Genomic DNA, 19,231 nt, shown 5'->3' on the forward strand with positions numbered 1-19,231 from the left:
AGAATCCAGGGCTTCAATGTGTGGAATTTAATCGGCTTAATCATCAAATCATACAGGAATAGAATATCTTCGTTCCCTAAAGTAGGAGTGGACGAATGAGTTCTGCACTATTGCCTGACGAGATTCAGAAGCCCATCTACCGTCTGAATCAACACCCCGGTTACCGTCGGTTGTTCGCACCCCAGGAGTTGACCATCGGCCTGATCATGCCTCTGGAAACCCATCCAGGCAGGCCGGCGCCGACCATGGAAGATCATACGTCAATGGCAATTAGAGCTGACAAGCTCGGCTTTGCAGCGCTCTGGTTACGAGATGTTCCTTTTTACGACCCCACGTACGGTGATGTCGCTCAAGTCTTCGATCCAATCGCTTACATTGGTTACCTTGCGGCCGTAACGCATAACATCACTCTCGGTACAGCGGGCGTTGTTTTGCCGTTACGGGAGCCACTGATACTTGCCAAACAAATTGCTTCGCTCGACCATCTTTCGGCCGGAAGAATGATGCTGGGAATTTCATCGGGTGACCGACCTGCTGAGTATCCCTTATTCGGTGTGGATTATGATTCCCGCGGAGATCGATTTCGTGAGGCCTACACAGTATTCCGAACAGTTACGGAAGAACGCTTTCCGGTATACGACTCGCCTCGCTTCGGTCGCTTGAATGGGCAGTTCGAGCTTATCCCCAAACCTGTTGTCGACCGCTCTCCCACAATCGCCATCGGCCAAGCACAACAAAGTCTTGAATGGATTGCAGAGAACCTCGACGGACTCATTCGTGCGGCGCCTGATCCAGACTACTTATCGACGGTCGCGGAGCAGTGGCGAATCGCCGTTGAGCGAAGCCTAGGGAAAGGTTATTTCAAACCGCTAGGTGTTGGGGCATTCCTGGACTTGGCCGATGATGCCGATGCGCCTTTACGTCGCATGCCTGGAGGCTTCCGTGCTGGTCGGCGTTCGTTGATTGGATTTCTTGAAGCGGTTAAGTCGGTGGGTATCAATCACGTTGCCCTCAACCCCAAGGTCAGCCGACGCCCCTATATCGAGGTGATGGATGAGTTAGCTGCCGATGTCCTGCCACTCTTCCCGACACATTGAAAGATTAAGCAATTGCGCAAAGTCAGTCGATGCCGCTTCTAGCAAGGCAAAGGTTGGGAGGCATTGTTCGAAAGTAGAACCGACAGCTATTGCTCCCTAAAGGGGGGAGGGTGGTTGGTCTAAATAGTGACTTTTTTCATTACAAACGATTCGGTCAATATCGCAAGCCGAAGTATGGTTGGAGTATTTATGCTGCTTGATTTGGCAGGGCTTCGGGCAATTGATGTAAACAAGCTCATTATATTTATGACAGTTTATCGTGAGGCCAGCGTCAGCACTGCCGCTTGCATCTTGGGAGTAAAGCAGCCAGCAATTAGCAATGCATTGGCTGAAATGCGGATCTGTTTTTGCGATCAGCTGTTTGTTCGTCGTGATGGAGGCATGCGACCCACTACGAAGGCAGACTCAATTGCTGAGAGTCTGTTACCAATTCTGACTTCGTTGAGTGCCCTTGTGGGGCAATTTAAACCAGGCAAGTATCGGCACTGAATGGCGCAATAAACCCTATGCTCAATGCACCGACATTGCAGGGCTGCGCGTTGAACCCGACCGTTTCGCAGACCCAGCGAAGCCAGGGGTCGTATTGCCGGGCAAAGTTTCGGCGGGCAACGTGCTGGAAGTCTATGAGAACAGCGGCAAGGTGTTCATCGACGAGCTGTATTTGCTGGCCTCGAACCTCCTGCTTTCGAGTTTTAAACGCGCCATACAGAAATGCATCTGAACCTGGCCCGTAGGCGTTTTTTATAGAGCTCCATTGGTTGGCCGCAACCAGCCAATTTTTACCTCGCACCGCATCCCGGTTGCGGGGGTTTTTTAGAGTGAGCAAAGGTTTGCCTGCTGACGATCTTAACTCGGCTACCGGCGGTTAGGAGGGTAAGGATGAGAAGTTACCGCCAGGCCCGATGATTGTTGATGATCTCCATGCACGAGCCGGCAGCTAGGATGTGGTTCATCCACATGGCAGCCTGCATTCGCCTCGGTGCATCGAGTGCGGGCTGGCGCATACGTTACCCCTCCCACCTGACGCGCTGCCGGAGGATGGACGTCGGATGGAGCCGCCGCGATGTAGTGCCTGCAACGGGTATGTTCGACCTGGTGTAGTTTGGTTCGGGGAGATGCTGCCTGAGGACGCATGGAGCGTAGGTCTCGCAGCTGCAAAGGGTTGCGATGTTTTCCTTTCGATTGGTACGTCCGGGATTGTTTACCCGGCTGCGGAGCTTCCGATACGTGCTTTGGGTCACGGTGCGACGGTCATTCATATCAATCCTGTGCGGTTCGATATCAGCAATCAGGAGCACTTTCTCGAAGGCGCTGCCTCGGTCGTCATGGAGAGAATGTTTCTCGAGGCCTTCGGTGACCTTCCTGCCTCGTAGTTCGTGGACGTTTCACATTACTTCTGCTTTGGGCTTGCCCCCTTCGGGGTGCGGCTGGCGTGAAACCAAACCCTGACTACGTCAAGTTTTGGCCCTACGGGCTTTCATTCTCAAGCCTTTGGCCCATCGTGGGCCGGCGCGCTCCGCTTGCGCTGTAGGGGCACGCCATAATTAGGCAACCTCTGCCCATCGCTCATTGTTTATAAACTAATGCGTCAACCACAACGCCAAATGCGGATGAATGCTCACGTCGATTCGGATAGTAAAGATGGTAGCCCGCGAAAGGCTGGCACCAATCTTCCAGAACCCGCACGAGACTGCCCCCCGCTAGTTCGTTGGCTACCATGTCTTCTGGCAGAAACGCCAAGCCACATCCCGCCACAGCCGCACGCAAAATTGGCACGCTGCTGTTGAATGTCCACTGCCCCTCTACGCGTGCCTTGAGCTCGTGCCCGTCCTTTTCGAAATCCCACTGCAAGAGGCTCCCATGAGTCGGGAGACGTAGATTAATGCAGTTGTGCGCGGACAGATCCGCTGGCTCCTTGGGGATTTGTCGCCCTTTGAAATATTCGGGCGAGCCCACCACTGCGATTCGCAGCGATGGCCCAATCGGTACGGCAATCATGTCCTTGGCTACCTGTTCGCCCAGGCGCACCCCCGCGTCATACCGCTGCGCGACGATGTCGGAAAGGGCGTAATCGACGGTGATTTCGACCTTGATGTCCGGGTAGTCAGGCAGCACCCTCAACAGCTTTGGCCAGAGAATATTGTTCGCAGCATGCTCGGACGCCTGGATGCGAACATTGCCGGCGGGAGTGACGCGAAACTCGCTGACGGCGGCCAGTTCCAATTCGATCTCGTCAAAGCGCGGCGCCATCGATTGATAAAGCCGCTGACCTGCTTCGGTTGGCGAAACGCTGCGGGTGGTGCGCGTCAAAAGGCGTACCCCGAGCCGGCTTTCCAGCGCACGCATGGTATGACTCAACGCCGACTGAGAGACGCCCAACTGTGCAGCGGCACGGGTGAAGCTGCCCTCGCGGGTGATGGCCACGAAGGCTTGCAGATCATTGAGATTAGCGCGGGACATTGATGAGAGCCTCTCATGAGGGACGCGTGATCATTCCATGAAAGCAGGTTGCGCACAGATGCGCGACCCTCAGAGACCTCATTACAGGGTGCGAGCGTAAAACGTCGTCAGTTTACCAATTGCGGCGTCGACATAGCGTGGCACCCAATAGGTTTCAATATGCGTGGCGCCGTCGAGGATGAACATTTCCTTGTCCTTGGTGCCGGTGGCTTTGGGGAACGTATCCTGGGTCATGTACAGGCTGTCGGCCTTGCTGCCGGCGATCATCAGCAACGGTTGGTTGATCAGTTCGATATGGTCGGTGGCGTCGAAACGCATCAGATCCAGCAGGCTGCTGGTGGTGTATTTGAAGGTCGAGTTCGGGTGTGCGTGGGTCTTCCAGTAGTATTCGTAGCCTTGGCGATACAGCTCGAAGGGCAGCTTGGCAATCTGTTCATCGGTGAGGTTGGCATCACCGGAATACAGCACCGCACCACCGGCTGCTTCTTGCGCACGTGCCGCCGACGCCTGCTGCAAACGTTGTTGAATGCTGTCCTTTTGCGAGTCGTTATAGCCGTTGCGACGCACCAGGCCCGAGTTGAACATGCTCACTGTCGCCAGCGATTTGAAGCGTTTGTCGGTTTGCGCCGCAGCTAATGAGTAACCGCCACCACCACAAATACCGAGCAGGCCCAGGCGTTTGTCGTCGACGCCTGCAAACTGGCTGATGAAATCAGCCATGCCGTGGATGTCTTCAATGCGATACGAGGGTTTATCGATGCTGCGCGGTTGACCACCGCTGGCGCCCTGGTACGCCGCGTCGGCGGTTATGGTGATGTAGCCCTGTTCGGCCAGACGTTGGGCGTACAGGCCGGCGACTTGTTCTTTCACACCACCATTGGGGTGCGCGACGACCACTGTCGGGTAGGTCTTCTTCGCATCGTAATTGGCCGGGGTGTAAACGTTGGCGGCGATGTCCAGACCATTGAGCTTGTAGCTGACCGGGTGGATGTTGACCTTGCCCGGTTCGTTCCTAGTGATCGCGTCGTCAAGGCCAGCGTGAACGGGTTTTTTTTGTAGTCGGCGGCCAAGGCTTCACCGGTAGATAGACCGACCAATGCCGACATGAGCGTGGCTTTGAGAGTGTTTTTCACGTGAAACTCCTGAGCAATCAAAAGGGAGGCAGTCGAAAGAAGGGGCGGATCAGTCCAGCTGTTTTTCTTTGAGGAATTGCGACACCAGATCAGCGATCTGCACGTTGTTCAGATCCGACATGGGGAAGTGGGTATTGCCGTTGATGCCGGTCTCGGGCAAGTGGATCAGTCGTACATCGCCACCGTGCCGATTGACCGCGTCACGCCATAGCCGGGCCATCTTCAGGCGAGCGCGCCAACTGTCCTGAGCAGGCAGGTCGACGGCCTGTTCCGGGATGTTGTCGCCGTAGAGGATCAGAATCGGAATGCGCGTAAGAGCCATGAACTGCTCCATCGGCACCGCTGCGCCTTGCACCGTGTCGAACGCGCTGGGGATCGGCGCCGGCACTTCACCTTGAGCAAACACGAAACTGCTGCCCGGTTCGAACGCCACGATGGCTTTGACCTTGTCGTTCTTGATCGCCGTCAACCAGCCCGGCCCGCCACCCTGTGAGTGTGTAAAAAGGATGCCGGGGCCAATCTTGTCAAAAATCGCCGATACGCCATCAGAGACCACGCCCATATCAAACGGCCCGGTGTTCGGCGTCATTGCCCGGAAAAACTGCTCGCGGGTCTGGGCATCCTGTGCCACTTGCACGCCGTTGAAGTAGTTGGGCCACAGGCCAATGCGGAACTGGTTGAACCACAGTTGTTCGTCCGGCGTCGGCTTGATTGTGGTCTCGACCATGCTGCGCCCGGCATCACCACGCCGTGGCTGATCGATCAGATAAACGCCGTAGTGACGGCGCAGAAAAATGTTCTGAAAACCCTCGCGGCCATCGGCGGTGGTTTCCCAGGTTTTGGAGAACTGACCCGCGCCATGCCACATGACGATGGGCAGTTTTCGCGCATCGACCGGGATTTGGTAGAAAGCGTAGGCGTGGTCACCGTGATAGGTTTGGCCGTCGGGCGTCATTGGTTTGCGCGGGTTGAACGTACCTGGTGCAGTCGTCATCGTTCCGCCAGCGGCGAAGCTGCCTTGCTTTTCAATTATCAGTGGGCCGGAACTATCGGGTTGGTTTGCGCAAGCTGCCAAAAGGCTAAGGAGGGTGATACCCAACAATTTTTTAGCGGTCATTTTATTTCCCCGAAGCTGCGAGGGCTTGAGCCAGCGCTGTACTCGCACGCTCGGCGGTCTGGGCATCACCGTGCTTTTTCAATAAATCGGTCACTTGACGCAACTGCGCCGCGCTGAGTCCGACACGAAGGCTCGCCAGCATGTGCGAGCGGAGTTGCGATTCCACGCCCGGCGTCGCTGCCAGCGCCCCGACGGTGGCCAGTTCGCGGCTTTGCCAGTCGAGGTTGTCGCGCTCGAAGATGTCGCCGAACAGGTGGGTTTGCAGAAACTGGTTGATCACTGGGGCGAACTCGAACACCGGGCCTTTGACCGGGGCGCCGGAGATCTTGGTTTGATTCGCCGTACCCGCCACCAACAACTCAGCCCCGACCGGAATCGCCCGGCTCGGCTCACGCCCCGGCGCATCTGCAATGCCGCGCTGTTTGCGCGCCTGCACCACCGTCATCAGCTCGTTCAAGGCGTTGAGGCTGCGTGGGAAACCGACGTAGGCGTAGAGCTGCACCAGAATTTCCCGAGCTTCGCTGACGCTCAGGCCCGCATCGAATCCTTGGTTGAGGGCTGCGTTCAGGCTAGGCATGTCGCTAGTCGCCATAAACGCGGCCATCAGGGGAATCGCTTGCTGTCGGGTCGACAGTGTTTCTGAGCTGGCGGGCGTGTTCGTCACGGTTTGCGATGCCTCGGCTGCTTGAGTGGTCATGCTGAACATCGCACCAGCGCTCAAACAGAGCATCAACAGTGCGGAGAGGGCAGTGGTCTTGCTTGCGTCACTGGTCATCATGAGGCTCTATCCATTGCGAGTCGTTGCGGTGTCGCTGGATCGTACGGAGGATGGTTGGGGCGATTAACCCCGATATTGCGCAAGGACTCCTGAGCAGAACTCATGAGTCGGCTGAGAGATGCTAGTTGAATACCCTTCGCACCCCGCAGAAGCGGGCCTTGAAGGTGATGTAATGGATCTCTGCGAAGGTGTCAGACAAGAGCGTCCGACACATTTCGTAACTTCATTTACCAGCGTATTGCGCCTCAGAGACTTTTTCCGCCCAAGTGACAGTCTTGCCTTGCTCGGCTTCAGCAATCGCTATGTGCGTCATGCCGTTGCTGACCGTGGCGCCATGCCAGTGGCGAGTATTTGGCGGAATCCAGACAATGTCTCCTGGACGAATTTCCTGACGCGGGCCACCCTCTTGCTGCACGTAGCCGACACCAGCTGTGACGATCAGCGTTTGCCCGAGTGGATGGGTGTGCCACGCAGTTCGTGCGCCGGGTTCGAAGGTTACCGTGCCGCCGCCGATGCGTGCTGGCAGTTCTCCCTTGAACAGGCCATCAATGCGCACCGTGCCCGTAAAGGTTTCCGCCGCGCCCTTAATCGAAGGCTGCGAGCCGTTCGGGGTTATGCGGATTTCGCTGCCGGCCTGCGACTCGGCAGTCATAAGTGAAAAAGCAACCAGTGGTGCGATCAATCGGTTCATTGGATCAACTCCGGTCAGGCAATGAATCGGCTCCGCACGCGGAGCCGCGTTGGGCAGACTCAGAGTCCGGTCATCTTCAGCGCCGACTCAGGCAGGCGTTCACCGAGGACTTGAATCTGCGCCATCTGCTCGTTGATTACGCGCAGATCGTCACCCGTCAGTTGCAGTTCAGCCGCACCCAGATTCTCTTCCAGTCGATGCTGTTTTGTCGTTCCAGGGATTGGCACAATCCAGGGCTTCTGTGCCAACAACCATGCTAGTGCCACTTGCGCTGGCGTGGCGTTTTTGCGTTGCGCGACGACTTTGATCACCTCGACCAACGCCAGGTTGGCCTTACGCACCTCAGGAGAAAAACGGGGGACAAAATTGCGGAAGTCGCTGGCGTCAAACTGGGTGTTCTGATCGATCTGCCCCGTGAGGAAACCTGCGCCAAGTGGACTGAACGGAACGAAGCCAATACCCAGTTCCTCCAGTGCCCCAAGGAGTTCCTGTTCCGGGCCACGCCAGAACAGCGAATATTCGCTCTGCACCGCCGTCACTGGCTGCACCGCATGTGCCCGGCGAATAGTATGCACGCCCACCTCGGACAGACCGAAATGCTTGACCTTTCCCTCGGCGATCAAATCCTTAACGGCGCCGGCCACGTCTTCAATCGGCACCTGTGGATCAACGCGATGCTGATAAAACAGGTCGATGCAGTCAGTACGTAAACGCTTCAACGATGCCTCTGCCACAGCGCGTATGTGTTCCGGGCGGCTATTGGTGCCGCCGCCACGTGCGCCAGTGATCAAGTCAATATCGAAGCCGAACTTTGTGGCGATCACCACTTTTTCGCGGATCGGCTGTAAGGCTTCACCCAGCAGCTCTTCATTGGCGAAAGGGCCATACGCCTCGGCGGTGTCGAATAGGGTGACGCCTTGCTCATGGGCCGAATGAATCAACTTGATCATGGTGGCTTTGTCGGCGGCAGGCCCGTAGGCCGAGGTCATGCTCATGCAGCCCAGGCCCAGTGCGGAAACTTCAAGGCCGTTGCCCAGCGTGCGGATTTTCATGATGTCACTCCGTACAGAATTCGATTAACGCGTGATGGGGTGATCGCTCAGCCAACCGTTCACGCGCTCCATGGTCTTGCGCTCCTGCTCCCCCTCCATCACAAAGCCCTCCAGCACTTTTGCTTTCGGCGCATGTTTTAGGAGAACGCTGCGGCTGTTGCCCAAGCCATAACCACCGTGGGTGTTGAAGGGGATGAGGGTCTTGCCGGTCAGGTCGTGAGCACTCAAAAATGCACGGATGATTGGTGGAGCAGTTTCACCCCAGATCGGAAAGCCGAGATAAATCGTGTCGTACTCGTTGAGTGCGTGAACCTTGCTTTGCAGATCGGGCTCGAACCCGTTGTCACGCTCCTGTCGCGCCTGTTCCACGGTTTGCAGATAGTCCTCGGGGTAGGCGTGGGCCGGGCGAATCTCGAAGAGGTCGGCACCGAGGCCACGTTGAATCAGCCCGGCGACCACGCGTGTATTGCCGGAGCGAGAAAAGTACGCCACCAGAATTCGGGAGCCTGAACGCGGTGTTTCACTGGTGGTTTGCGTGTCAGCAAGCGATAGTAGCGGCGCGCTCGCAAGTGCGGCGATGACCGTACGCCGCAGCGGGTTGTGATCGTTGCTCATCGCCCGACGCGTGCCTTGAGTGCCTCGGGATAACGCTCGCCTTCGATGCGGATCTGCGCCAGCGCAACATCAATCGCTTTGAGGTCGTCCGCATCGAGCGTGATGTCCGCGCCGCCGAGGTTTTCTTCCAGACGATGCAGTTTGGTCGTTCCCGGAATCGGCACAATCCACGGTGCCTGCGCCAGTAGCCAGGCCAGCGCGATCTGCGCCGGGGTGGCTTGTTTCTGCGCGGCGATCTGTCGGATCAACACCACCAGACCTTGATTGGCTTGCAGCGCCGACTGGCTGAAACGCGGGACGATGCTGCGGAAATCGTCACTGCCGTAAGTGGCCTCTGCCGAAACGGTGCCGGTGAGAAAACCCTTACCTAGCGGGCTGAACGGCACGAAGCCAATACCCAGCTCCCAAAGCGTCGGCAAGATCTCCTTCTCAGGCTCGCGCCACCACAGCGAGTATTCGCTTTGCAGCGCTGTGACCTGTCGTACCGCATGGGCGCGGCGGATGGTTTGCGCACTAGCCTCCGACAGACCGAAGTGCTTGACCTTGCCTTCACCAATTAGATCCTTTACCACACCGGCGACGTCCTCGATGGGCACGTTTGGATCAACCCGGTGCTGATACAGCAAATCGATGTAATCGGTCTTCAATCGACGCAACGATCCCTCGACGGCGAGTCGAATACGCTCAGGCCGACTGTCCAGAGTCTGCTTTGTATTGTCGGCGCCGACGGCGAAGCCGAATTTTGTGGCGATCACGATCTGATCGCGAACTGGCGCCAGCGCCTCGCCGACAACTTGCTCATTGAGATAGGGGCCGTAAAACTCGGCGGTATCGAAGAACGTGACACCTAGATCAACTGCCGAGCGAATCAACGAGATGGCTTGCTGGGTATCCGTGGCGGGGCCGTAGCCATGGCTCAAGCCCATGCAGCCTAAACCCAAAGCTGACACTTCAAGTGAACTGTTTCCGAGCGTGCGCTTGTGCATTTCGATCTCCCGACGTTTAGCGTGGGGGGAACAGTAAGCGAGCTTACGAATATGGACTAGACGGGTAAATCGGCAAAGGTTAGTGAGATGTGCTCATGAGTCTCAATAGGGATGAAAAATACATTTATTGGGTTGTCCTAAGTTTAAGCAACCATTTCGCTGTGTCAGATACATCCTTCACACCGACGGCATCGATCGACACATTCAAACACGAGCGGCAGTGATATTTCATCCTGCGAAGCTAAAATGTTTGGAATTGATCCTAGATTATCTTTCATTCGAACATCATTAAAGTGATGGCTCTACTGATTTGGAGCTGTCATGTCCTTTCCCCTCATTGAAGCAGAGGCACGTTCGGCGTTGACCTCTGTGATGGATGATTTTTTCGCCGCTTGGTCGGACGGAGAGTGGCACACGCTCACCCCAGTGCTGGCCAAGACCGCCATGCTGAAAAGCAGTCAGCATGGCGAAGGCAGGGGCATCGCCGATTGGCGCCGTTTGCTGGCCGCCGACGCCTCAGCCCTCTTATGGATGCGTACCAGCAATCACGCGATTGTAGTCGGTAGGAACGGGCAGGCAGTTGCTAGCGCCTATGTCTATGGCCTGTTCGGCCGTGGTCAACAACGTTTGCTGTTCGGGGCCAGTGTGGTGCTTCGGTTCCAGTTCCATGGGAATGACGGCCGCTGGATGCTGGCCAACGCCCGCATTAATGTGAACTGGTGCAAAGGTGACCTGCCATTAGCAGCGCATTGGCGCATACCGCCGAGCGACGCGGGATGGGAGTTAGGCGATGTCCCGCCGATGATCGTAAGTGAGCTGGATTCCCCATGGGCATTGATCGGCAATGCTCTGCCGCAAGCCGATGCGGAAGTTGCCGTGCGCGAGCTCTACAGCAAATATTCTTGGGCTATCGACCAAGGCGACATCGCATTACTAAGTGATTGCTATACGGACGACGCGGCAGGTGGCTTCGCTCCGATCGGGCCCTTGCAAGGGCGGCATGCCATTGTCGGTCAGCTCAAAAGCTTTCGACGGCTTTGGCCGTGGATGCAGCACTTCGCCGATGTGGTGCGGCTGGAGATCGAGGCCGATGGCCGGCATGCGCAAGTGATCGTCGCACGGATCATCCCGGAGCGTCCGGTCGATGCGCAGGGACACTCGCTCTATGGCGCCCACTACCAGATCCGCGCGCGACGCGAAGACGATGGCCAGTGGCGTATCTGCTGGAGCGATTACCGGCCAGGTTGGTTTACCACCGCAGAGGCCCCGGCATTCGAAATTGGCGTCACCCACGCCTAATGCCCAGCAACTTCCTAAGCGTCCGTCATCGGGGGGCGGCTCACCACAAGCGCTAAAGCAAAGGGGAGTATCTGATTTCCCCGCTAACCATTAATTAAATACAGAGGTCACTTACCATGGACATCAATCTCAAAGGGCTGCTTGATCGTGAAGAAATTCGCAACCTCAGAACTATCTACGCGCACCACCTGGACAGCAACAACATAGCCGCTCTCGACCAGGTCTTCTCCGCGGATGCGGTGGTGGACGTCACCGTCGGCAAGATGGAAGGCATCGACGCCATTCGAGTCGGTCTGAATGAAGCATTCAAGTTGTACGATCGGGATCATCGGGGAAGCTATCCCTTCATGCATGCGATCACTAACCACTGGGTCAAGCTCACCGGGCCGGATACCGCACTAGGCCGCTGCTATTTGATCGATTTCGAAACCGCCTCAAAGCCTGACCCTAATCCGTTGCTGCTGCTTGGCATCTACGCCGATGAGTACAAACGTATTGACGGCGAATGGCGCATCACCCACACCCGCCTGGAAGTCGTCTGGCCAGCAAGCAACACCAGTGACGAGCAGGCAGTTGAACAGGCTAAAGGGGCGTGATCAGTGTCGAAACCAATAAAGCTTAGCATTCTGGATTATTCCCCCGTCGATGAGGGTCTTCTCCCGGTCGATGCACTTGCGGCCAGCGTACGCCTGGCACAGTGTGCGGAAGAGAAAGGATTCAAACGATTTTGGGTATCGGAGCACCATGGCGCTCCGGCTACCGCCAGCAATTCGCCGGAAATACTTATGTCGCGCATCGCTTCGGCGACGAAGGCGATCCGGGTGGGCTCCGGTGGCGTGCTACTGCCCAACTACAGCAGCCTGAAGATTGCCGAGAACTATCAGCTCCTCGAGGCGCTGTTCCCGGGTCGGATCGATCTCGGCTTCGGCCGTGCTCCGGGCGCCGACCGTCGTACGAGCATGGCGCTCAACGATGAGAAGAGCGAGTCGATTTCATATTCCCGCAAGGTTTCCGATCTGCTGGGCTTCGTCACTGGACGTCACATGCCAGGCTCGCCGTATGCGGGTATGCGCGCACATCCCGAGACCCGAGATAGACCTCAACCCTTTGTGCTTGGCGCGTCCGGTGCGACAGCGGAGATTGCTGCGCAGGCAGGTCTCGGTTTCACCTTCGCCCACTTTATCAACCCGCGCAGCGACGGCCCTCTAGCGGCCAAAACCTACCGTGCTGCGTTCCAACCAAGCGACTTTTCCCCGGATCCCTCGGTTATCACGGCGGTCTTTGTGGCGGTCGGCGAAAGCGAGGCCCAGGCAAGGGAGTTCGCCGACGCATTCCACCTCTGGCTTACCTATGCGGAGAGCGCGAACCCGTTCGAGCGGATACCTTCGCTCGCCACCACTCGTGAGCATCGCTGGACATCTGACGAACTGGCTGTGCGCGAGCGCAACAAGGGCAGGCTCATTTTCGGAACGGCCTCCCAAGTTGTTACCCAGCTTCGTGGACTAGCGGACGCCTACGGCACTGACGAGGTGATGATCAACCTGATGATGCCAGGTGAGTCGGCGCGGCTGAACGCCATCAATGCCATTAGCGACGCGATGGATGAGATTGGATCTTTGCCGGTTGCTCCCGCTGAGCAGGAGAAAGCAGGAGCGCACCCATGACTGGAGCACAGATAGTCACTCAGCCACCGATGACAGGCAGGCATCATGTCGCACTTCACCTTGCCCATCGATGGTTCGCCTTTCTGGAGGCGCCTGGAGGGGAACTCGACGCACATCTGAAAATGTTTCACCCGCAGGTACAGCTATCCGGCCACCGAGGGAATCACCTTTTCGCGCGCGACCATGAGAGCCTCGTGGCCTGGTTCGCCGCCGTGCCCGATGTGATCAGTTCTCATCACATCGTTCATTCCAATTTTTCGACCGCCGAAAACGGAGACGGCTTGCTGAGCATGGTTGTGGCGTATCAGGCGCCCGACCAACTGGATATGCATGGATCAATCATCAGCTACGAGACGCGGATCGAATTCGCAATGGGTGACCCACGTTTCAGTGCGATCGACAAGACGCCGATCCTTCCCAATAGGAGACTTGAGTACGAGACCTCTTGGTCGACTAACCGCGTGCTGGCATGGGTGCATGCCGAGCTTGGTGGCATCACCGATTCAGATGGCCAGTTACGGGTCGCATTGGGGAGTGACGTGCGGCAGGTATCCGCTCTGGTGACTGCCCCGGAGGGAAGTCGTGCATACGAGGCACTTGTGTCCGGCATTGGTGGCAATCCCGCTGAGCTCCGAGCCGTGCGCTTGAAACTCAACGATGACGTCAGGACGACTATCCCAACGGTCAATATGGTGCAGCCAATTGCTCTTTAGTGACGGTGATTGTGGAGTCGGCTAGAGCAGCAGAGCAGCTTCAAGACGAAGTGCTTCGTCAACGATTGCTCAACATGATTCGCCTGCGATCCACGTCTCCTGTTAATAGTTCTCCACCCCTGTGACCAGATGATCGCTCGCAAGCCAGACCCTACTGCATTCGGTTAAGGGTGTATGTGTTTCAACGTTCGCCCCTGATGCTTCGCTGATCGAACACATTTATCCAAAGTCGTAGTGAAATATCAAAACGACGCTGGTAATGTCCCGGCCACGTTCGTCAAACCATTAAGGGATGGAGGCGAAAATAGAAGCCCTGGAGCCGCGAACCTCCGGGGCTTCGTTTTTTCTAACCGAGATGCTCCCGTTTCGATTTGAAACGTTCGGGCTGGCCATGCAAATGGGATGCTTTCTGGACACGCCAGAAGGTCGACGAGACGAATCACGCAAGCGAATCGCGGCGGCCTGATTTCTCCCAAGCGTTGCCATGTTGTCCGCTATCCCAGGCTTCAGTGAGCTCGTCTACTCGATCCGCAATCTGAGGCGTTTTTGATAGGACAAGGCAGCGTGTATTGCCGACAAACTCCTCTATCAAATACAACGAGTCGCCGACATCAAGCTCGAGCTCCTGCAGCGCCTCATCGGGAATTCGAATCGCACCGTCACCAACCCATTCTTCGATCATGATTTTCATAGGTGGCTTTTTCACATGTGGTCTCCGTTGCTATGAGCCGGCAAGCAGTTCCTGCCTGTAGATTCTCAATGGCACCTTACAGATCCGGATAATCATCAAGCTTAAGGCTAGGAGCGCCTCCATCTTCCGGCTCGCGCTTAGGCGTATGTATCACTCCAGCTTCGGCGTCTGCACGCATCTGCTCGAGCTCCTTGTGAAACGCCTTGTCCTGAACCGTGGGTTTGCTGGTGTACGGTTTTCGGTCAGGGACAGGCTGGGCTGCATAAGTCGTTACCGCGTCTGGGTCGTGCTGTAGTTTCTGTTGGACTTGCGACTCCAGCATTGCGCGGAGCGCGTCTTTGTCGGGACGGGACAGCAATTTATTTACTCCTATTCGGAATCTAGGCGCTACTGTTCGATTGGGAAATAGGCCGGTTCGTGAAAAATAGCGACGTCCAAACTCACGGCTGCATCCTGGTATCAACCCGGCCCGCGACATCAAAGCGTTGATCCTGACACACATGCATCACGATCACGCGGGCGGCCTCAACCACTTCCCGCACACCCCAATCATTGTCACTAAAGAAAACTTCCTCCTGGCCAACAGTTTTAAAGGTGCCATTTTCGGCTGCCTTCCGCAGTATTTTCCTCGGTGGCTGGCCCCAACCTTGATCGAGTTCAAGAACGAAAGCTTTGGCCCTTTCCAGCAGACCTATCCGTTGACGAAGGACAAGCGAATCTTGCTTGTTCCGACCCCTGGTCATATGCGTGGTCACATGTCGGTCATCGTCAGAACCTCTGACGTTACCTACTTCTTGTCGGGTGATGCTAGGTTTTCAGGTGGAGGTGAATGTGCTGTCATCGATCAAGGAATACCAACCAGGGCCTCAGACGCTCCAGAGCATTTGGATGATCCTCGGGCTGCCGTCACGCGGTAGCAGGCTTCATGACCTAATTCGTGAGGGACTGCCTTTTGAATTCCTCGACCGGATAGCGAACCTGCTGCAGATGCAGCGAAAGGATATCTCCAAGTCTATTTGTGTGCCGCCCACAACGTTGGCGCGTAGGGCGAAAGCAGGGCGGTTTAACACCGTAGAACGCGACCGCCTCGTCGCATTGATAGCTGTGTTTGAACAGGCCCTTTTCCTGTTTGAAAACGACGTTGCCGCTACAACGGAATTGATGAGCACGCACGTTCGTGGGCTTGGTCGAAGCGTCCTCTGGATATGATGAGGACGAGGGTGGAAACGAAGGCCGTGTTTGATTTGATTGCCGGATTGGGGCGGGGCGTTATTGCGTGAGATTCAATAGGCTGTAGTGGTCAGCCGATCTGGAACGCGACGTTAAGTTTTTAGGGACAAGGGTTAGAGCTAGCGCTGTCCTTGATCTAATTCACCGACTGGAGAGGGTAGTCCTGACTTAGCTTCATCGCACACTTCACTCCGGGAAGGCAGTTTAGGTGATTGTTGCTATCGCTCCTTCGAGCCCGTGAAGCCCGGCTAAGCATGGCACTGTAATGAGCCGGACACTCCGTAGACTCCTCAATACACGCCTGCAATTACTTGCAGTTACCTGCTTTACAATACCCCGCCGCCTGGGCCAGAGATTCAGAATCAAAAGTTTTTTGGATTTTCGTCGACACCTGACCATAGGCAAAACGAAACCCGACCTCGGTAAGGTTTCGTTCCTTCATTCATTAACGGATTAGCGAAGGGAAGTGCAGAACGCGCGGATGGCCTCACAAGCCTGGCGTAATGATGCGTCATCCAGGGCATAGGCAATGCGGATGTAGGGGCCAAGGCCAAATGCACTGCCATGAACTACCGCCACATCTGCTTCATCGAGCAACGCGTGGGCAACATCCTCATCGGTTTGCAACACGCGACCAGATGGTGATGTTCGTCCGATGAGCCCTGCACAGGAAGCAAACGCGTAAAACGCACCTGCTGGGCTGACGCATTCAAGGCCCGGCGTGTCGTTCAATAGCGCCACCATCAAATCGCGACGTTTTTGGAAAACAGCACGGCTTTCCAGGATGAAATCCTTTGGCCCTTCCAGCGCGGCAAGTGCGGCCTGCTGTGAGATTGAGCTGGCGCCAGAGGTTTGTTGCCCCTGCAGTTTTTCCATCGCTTCCAACAGCCAGCGCGGCCCTGTCGCAAAGCCGATGCGCCAGCCGGTCATGGCATACGCCTTGGAAACACCGTTCATGGTCAAGGTTCGCGGCGCCAGTCTCGGTTCAACTTGAGCCAGGGTCAGGAACACTTGATCATCGAAGATCAGATGTTCGTAGATGTCATCAGCCAGAATCAGCACGTGGGGATGTGCCAACAAGATATCGGCCAGGGCTTGCAACTCATCCCGGCTGTACACCGCGCCTGTCGGGTTAGACGGCGAATTGAGGATCAGCCATCGGGTCTGCGGGTTGATCGCCTCGGCCAGTGCTGCGGGTGTCAATTTAAAGCCGGTGTCAGCATCGCACGTCACGATCCGCGCTTCACCGCCGCACAGTTGAACCATTTCCGGGTAGCTGACCCAGTACGGTGCCGGCACGATGACCTGGTCACCTTCGTTGAGGGTCGCGGCCAAGGCGTTATAGATCACCTGCTTTCCACCGTTACAGACGAGGGTGTCTTGCCAAGTGACGTCCAGGCCGTTCTCGCGACGGAATTTAGCGGCTACCGCTTCTCGCAGTGAACGCGCGCCGGCGACTTGAGTGTAGCGAGTATGGCCGTTTTCAATAGCTTGAATCGCCGCTTCACGCACATGTTTAGGTGTATCAAAGTCAGGCTCGCCGGCGCAGAGTGAAATGATTTTTGCACCTTGCGCCCGGCGCTCAGCCACCCGATCGATGATTCTGTATGTTGCGGAAGGTTGTGCATCCGCCAGTCGCTGATTGAGCCGCTGGATATCGGCGGTCATGCGCGGTTTCTCCACTCAGTCAGGTTCATCAGTTCAAGAGTCGATCGGCCTTCGGTCAATGCCTGCATCATCTCAGCTTCCTTGCTAGCTCGGGCTTCCCCTTCAGCAAAGGTACGGGGCGCATCCGCAATGGGAATGATGATGACGCCATCATCGTCAGCTACCACCAGATCGCCCGGAGCCACCATGGCTCCGGCGAAATTGAAAGCTTGTCCGACAGATGGAGCGCTCGCCTTGACGGTGCCTTTGAGTGAAATACCTCGGGCGAACACGGGAAACTGTCGCTTTTTCAAGGCCGCAATATCACGAACGCCACCATCAATTATCAAACCGACCACTCCAGCTGCCTCGGCTGCCACGGTGAGCACTTCGCCCCAGTAGCCGGCAATAAAATTACCGGTGCCGACGACCAGCACGCTGCCACGAGGTACGCGCTCCATCGCCAGGTGCAGAGAGAGATTGTCACCTGGTGAACACTCCAGCGGGTAGGCCGGTGCGGCGATAAAAGCACCGTCCCAGACTGGGCGAATTGCACTGTCCACCGCGCATGGGAGATGTGAGGCTTCATACAGTGTTGAGCTGCCCAACACTTTTGCCCGTTCGTGGAAATTCAAGGGGAGGGTGAGCGTAGTCATCAGATTTTCCTCTGCAGACCGTGGTAGCCCAGCGCGTCGCGGGCTTCTTTAAGGGTTTTTCCTTGACCAATCATCGTGCGAATGTCGGCTTCAACAGATTCGATTTGGCGGGCACAGGCGGCCACTTCAGCGGCCCGGTCGCGCGGCACTATCACCACGCCATTGGCGTCAGCAACAACAATGTCTCGGGCGCAGACCCGTGCAGTGCCAATCGACACCGGCTGGTTGACCGACTGAACCTGTACTCGGTCTTTACCTGTACGCATGAAACGGCCCTTGCTAAAAATCGGATAGCCGTCGCCCAGAGCTTTGTTAACGTCACGGCACACACCATCGATGACCGTGGCGGCGATTTTTCGGCTACCGGCGTACTGGGTCATGATGTCGCCCCAGACCGTGCAGTCAGTGCGGCCGCCATTGTCGATAACCACCACATCGCCCACGGCTACGTCTTCGATGAAGTCTCCTACGGTGCCGGGTGGCACGCTCGCCGAGACGTACTGCACGGTGAACGCCGGGCCGACGATGACCTTGCTGTAGTTGTCGAGCGGAGCTATGCCGAGGCATTGACCCGGCAGGCCAAGCTTGTCCATGGCATCAGAGACGCCAGGCGTGTCGAGCCCCTCGAACAGGGCAATCAGTGCTTGATCATCGATGTTCATCAGGAGCGCTCCACGTGAATAGCTTCGAACTGGGTGTCATGCATGACTTCGGCCACCGAGCGTCCGCTGCGAACAGCTTCAACCATGCCGTCCTGGCGACGGGCAATACGCTCGCCAAGATCCACAACCTTCTCGATGTAAGCCTGGGGCACGAACACGGTTCCGCATTGATCGGCGATGACGTAGTCGTCTTCACTGACCTTGACGCCGGCGACGTTTATCGTCACGGCGGAGTCAATCTGAACCACTCGGTTGCGCGCGCTGATCATGGTGACCCCACGGCCAAAAACCGGGTAGCCAATCGATTCGCTGCCTTCGATGTCACGACTGAAACCGTCGATGACCGTGCCACGTACCTGTTTGCACGCCGACGCGTTGGCGAGAATGTCGCCCCAACAGGATATGCCTTCGATACCACCAGCAATCACCAGAACACGATCGTCGGTGTCGATCTGTTCAACCACGGGGGTAATCAGGTGCACAGTGGGGGCGTTGTCAGATTTAGGTGCGAGCAGAACGGTACTGGCGCGACCGACGATCTTCGGGCAGTTCCACAGCGGACGCAGCCCGACAGTGGCACCCGGCAGGCCGAGGAAGTCGAGCGCGTCGGATACCGTATTGGTATCTAGCGTTGCCAAGCGATCCAGCAAACTATTATTGGTCATGGGGGAGCCCCTTTAGTGGCGGAGGCTTCCAGTGTCAGTTAGACAATTTGATAGGTATATTACTAATTACAGAAG

21 protein-coding genes and 3 pseudogenes are annotated in these 19,231 nt (G+C 56.6%); 10 read left to right on the forward strand and 14 right to left on the reverse strand.

The features are described from left to right. Positions 1 to 95 precede the first annotated feature (95 nt). From ACYP2Q_RS08030 to ACYP2Q_RS08045, 4 genes and pseudogenes are all read left to right on the forward strand, one after another. The gene (locus ACYP2Q_RS08030; protein ID WP_459729985.1) at positions 96 to 1,097 is read left to right on the forward strand and encodes an LLM class oxidoreductase; all 1,002 of its coding nucleotides are present in this window, start codon (positions 96 to 98) and stop codon (positions 1,095 to 1,097) included. 189 nt (positions 1,098 to 1,286) lie between these two features. Beyond that, positions 1,287 to 1,586, forward strand: a complete 300-nt coding sequence (locus tag ACYP2Q_RS08035; protein WP_459729986.1) for a LysR family transcriptional regulator — start codon at positions 1,287 to 1,289, stop codon at positions 1,584 to 1,586. A 29-nt stretch (positions 1,587 to 1,615) separates the two neighbouring features. Then, positions 1,616 to 1,818, forward strand: a pseudogene (locus ACYP2Q_RS08040) (hypothetical protein); the annotation flags it as partial. A gap of 223 nt (positions 1,819 to 2,041) precedes the next feature. Continuing rightward, complete coding sequence (locus tag ACYP2Q_RS08045) at positions 2,042 to 2,470, forward strand: Sir2 family NAD-dependent protein deacetylase (RefSeq protein WP_459729987.1); 429 nt, start codon at positions 2,042 to 2,044, stop codon at positions 2,468 to 2,470. Positions 2,471 to 2,663: 193 nt separating this feature from the next. Here the strand turns inward: ACYP2Q_RS08045 and ACYP2Q_RS08050 are convergent, their stop codons facing one another. From ACYP2Q_RS08050 to ACYP2Q_RS08085, 8 genes and pseudogenes are all read right to left on the reverse strand, one after another. After that, complete coding sequence (locus ACYP2Q_RS08050) at positions 2,664 to 3,557, reverse strand: LysR family transcriptional regulator (RefSeq protein ID WP_459729988.1); 894 nt, start codon at positions 3,555 to 3,557, stop codon at positions 2,664 to 2,666. Between the two features lie 81 nt (positions 3,558 to 3,638). Beyond that, positions 3,639 to 4,690 (reverse strand): annotated as a pseudogene (locus ACYP2Q_RS08055) (alpha/beta hydrolase). A gap of 49 nt (positions 4,691 to 4,739) precedes the next feature. Then, on the reverse strand, positions 4,740 to 5,684 hold the full coding sequence (locus tag ACYP2Q_RS08060; RefSeq protein ID WP_459729989.1) for an alpha/beta hydrolase: 945 nt from the start codon (positions 5,682 to 5,684) through the stop codon (positions 4,740 to 4,742). A 124-nt stretch (positions 5,685 to 5,808) separates the two neighbouring features. Beyond that, positions 5,809 to 6,585, reverse strand: coding sequence for a carboxymuconolactone decarboxylase family protein (locus ACYP2Q_RS08065; RefSeq protein ID WP_459729990.1), 777 nt, complete (start codon positions 6,583 to 6,585; stop codon positions 5,809 to 5,811). A 223-nt stretch (positions 6,586 to 6,808) separates the two neighbouring features. Continuing rightward, positions 6,809 to 7,276, reverse strand: a complete 468-nt coding sequence (locus ACYP2Q_RS08070) for a (R)-mandelonitrile lyase (protein WP_459729991.1) — start codon at positions 7,274 to 7,276, stop codon at positions 6,809 to 6,811. A gap of 59 nt (positions 7,277 to 7,335) precedes the next feature. Continuing rightward, positions 7,336 to 8,328 carry an aldo/keto reductase gene (locus ACYP2Q_RS08075; RefSeq protein ID WP_459729992.1) on the reverse strand — a complete coding sequence of 331 codons (993 nt, stop codon included), beginning with the start codon at positions 8,326 to 8,328 and terminating at the stop codon, positions 7,336 to 7,338. Between the two features lie 24 nt (positions 8,329 to 8,352). Beyond that, positions 8,353 to 8,943, reverse strand: coding sequence for a flavodoxin (locus ACYP2Q_RS08080; protein WP_459729993.1), 591 nt, complete (start codon positions 8,941 to 8,943; stop codon positions 8,353 to 8,355). Beyond that, positions 8,940 to 9,929: an aldo/keto reductase gene (locus ACYP2Q_RS08085; RefSeq protein ID WP_459729994.1), complete on the reverse strand. Its 990-nt coding sequence runs from the start codon at positions 9,927 to 9,929 to the stop codon at positions 8,940 to 8,942. The genes ACYP2Q_RS08080 and ACYP2Q_RS08085 overlap by 4 nt, the downstream gene beginning before the upstream one ends. Positions 9,930 to 10,250: 321 nt before the next feature. Here ACYP2Q_RS08085 and ACYP2Q_RS08090 point away from each other — a divergent pair, with 321 nt between their 5' ends. The 4 genes from ACYP2Q_RS08090 (at position 10,251) to ACYP2Q_RS08105 (ending at position 13,605) form a co-directional block, all read left to right on the forward strand. Beyond that, a complete protein-coding gene (locus ACYP2Q_RS08090) occupies positions 10,251 to 11,228 on the forward strand; it encodes a nuclear transport factor 2 family protein (RefSeq protein ID WP_459729995.1) in 978 nt (325 codons plus the stop codon). 116 nt (positions 11,229 to 11,344) lie between these two features. Further along, the gene (locus ACYP2Q_RS08095) at positions 11,345 to 11,824 is read left to right on the forward strand and encodes a nuclear transport factor 2 family protein (RefSeq protein ID WP_459729996.1); all 480 of its coding nucleotides are present in this window, start codon (positions 11,345 to 11,347) and stop codon (positions 11,822 to 11,824) included. 3 nt (positions 11,825 to 11,827) lie between these two features. Next, on the forward strand, positions 11,828 to 12,892 hold the full coding sequence (locus ACYP2Q_RS08100; protein ID WP_459729997.1) for an LLM class flavin-dependent oxidoreductase: 1,065 nt from the start codon (positions 11,828 to 11,830) through the stop codon (positions 12,890 to 12,892). Then, entirely contained in the window at positions 12,889 to 13,605 is a 717-nt protein-coding gene (locus ACYP2Q_RS08105; RefSeq protein ID WP_459729998.1) for a hypothetical protein, read from the forward strand. Before ACYP2Q_RS08100 ends, ACYP2Q_RS08105 begins: the two co-directional genes overlap by 4 nt. A 439-nt stretch (positions 13,606 to 14,044) precedes the next feature. On the opposite strand, the gene ACYP2Q_RS08110 is transcribed toward ACYP2Q_RS08105, so the two are convergent. Then, entirely contained in the window at positions 14,045 to 14,296 is a 252-nt protein-coding gene (locus ACYP2Q_RS08110; RefSeq protein ID WP_459729999.1) for an AbrB/MazE/SpoVT family DNA-binding domain-containing protein, read from the reverse strand. A gap of 500 nt (positions 14,297 to 14,796) precedes the next feature. Between ACYP2Q_RS08110 and ACYP2Q_RS08115 the strand changes: the two genes are divergently transcribed. Together ACYP2Q_RS08115 and ACYP2Q_RS08120 are read left to right on the forward strand one after the other, a co-directional pair. After that, positions 14,797 to 15,213 (forward strand): MBL fold metallo-hydrolase, encoded by a 417-nt coding sequence (locus tag ACYP2Q_RS08115; protein WP_459730000.1) that lies wholly within the window; start codon positions 14,797 to 14,799, stop codon positions 15,211 to 15,213. Further along, positions 15,128 to 15,505: an antitoxin Xre-like helix-turn-helix domain-containing protein gene (locus ACYP2Q_RS08120; RefSeq protein WP_459730001.1), complete on the forward strand. Its 378-nt coding sequence runs from the start codon at positions 15,128 to 15,130 to the stop codon at positions 15,503 to 15,505. Before ACYP2Q_RS08115 ends, ACYP2Q_RS08120 begins: the two co-directional genes overlap by 86 nt. A 328-nt stretch (positions 15,506 to 15,833) precedes the next feature. Here the strand turns inward: ACYP2Q_RS08120 and ACYP2Q_RS08125 are convergent. The 5 genes and pseudogenes from ACYP2Q_RS08125 to ACYP2Q_RS08145 form a co-directional block, all read right to left on the reverse strand. Continuing rightward, a pseudogene (locus tag ACYP2Q_RS08125) lies at positions 15,834 to 15,926 on the reverse strand (endonuclease); the annotation flags it as partial. A gap of 53 nt (positions 15,927 to 15,979) precedes the next feature. Further along, a complete protein-coding gene (locus ACYP2Q_RS08130; RefSeq protein WP_459730002.1) occupies positions 15,980 to 17,194 on the reverse strand; it encodes a pyridoxal phosphate-dependent aminotransferase in 1,215 nt (404 codons plus the stop codon). Further along, positions 17,191 to 17,829 (reverse strand): RraA family protein, encoded by a 639-nt coding sequence (locus ACYP2Q_RS08135; protein WP_459730003.1) that lies wholly within the window; start codon positions 17,827 to 17,829, stop codon positions 17,191 to 17,193. Before ACYP2Q_RS08135 ends, ACYP2Q_RS08130 begins: the two co-directional genes overlap by 4 nt. Beyond that, positions 17,829 to 18,491 carry an RraA family protein gene (locus ACYP2Q_RS08140; protein ID WP_459730004.1) on the reverse strand — a complete coding sequence of 221 codons (663 nt, stop codon included), beginning with the start codon at positions 18,489 to 18,491 and terminating at the stop codon, positions 17,829 to 17,831. Before ACYP2Q_RS08140 ends, ACYP2Q_RS08135 begins: the two co-directional genes overlap by 1 nt. Then, positions 18,491 to 19,156, reverse strand: coding sequence for an RraA family protein (locus ACYP2Q_RS08145; protein WP_459730005.1), 666 nt, complete (start codon positions 19,154 to 19,156; stop codon positions 18,491 to 18,493). The genes ACYP2Q_RS08140 and ACYP2Q_RS08145 overlap by 1 nt, the downstream gene beginning before the upstream one ends. Positions 19,157 to 19,231: the final 75 nt, after the last annotated feature.

This window comes from Pseudomonas sp. MHK4 (genome assembly GCF_054600775.1).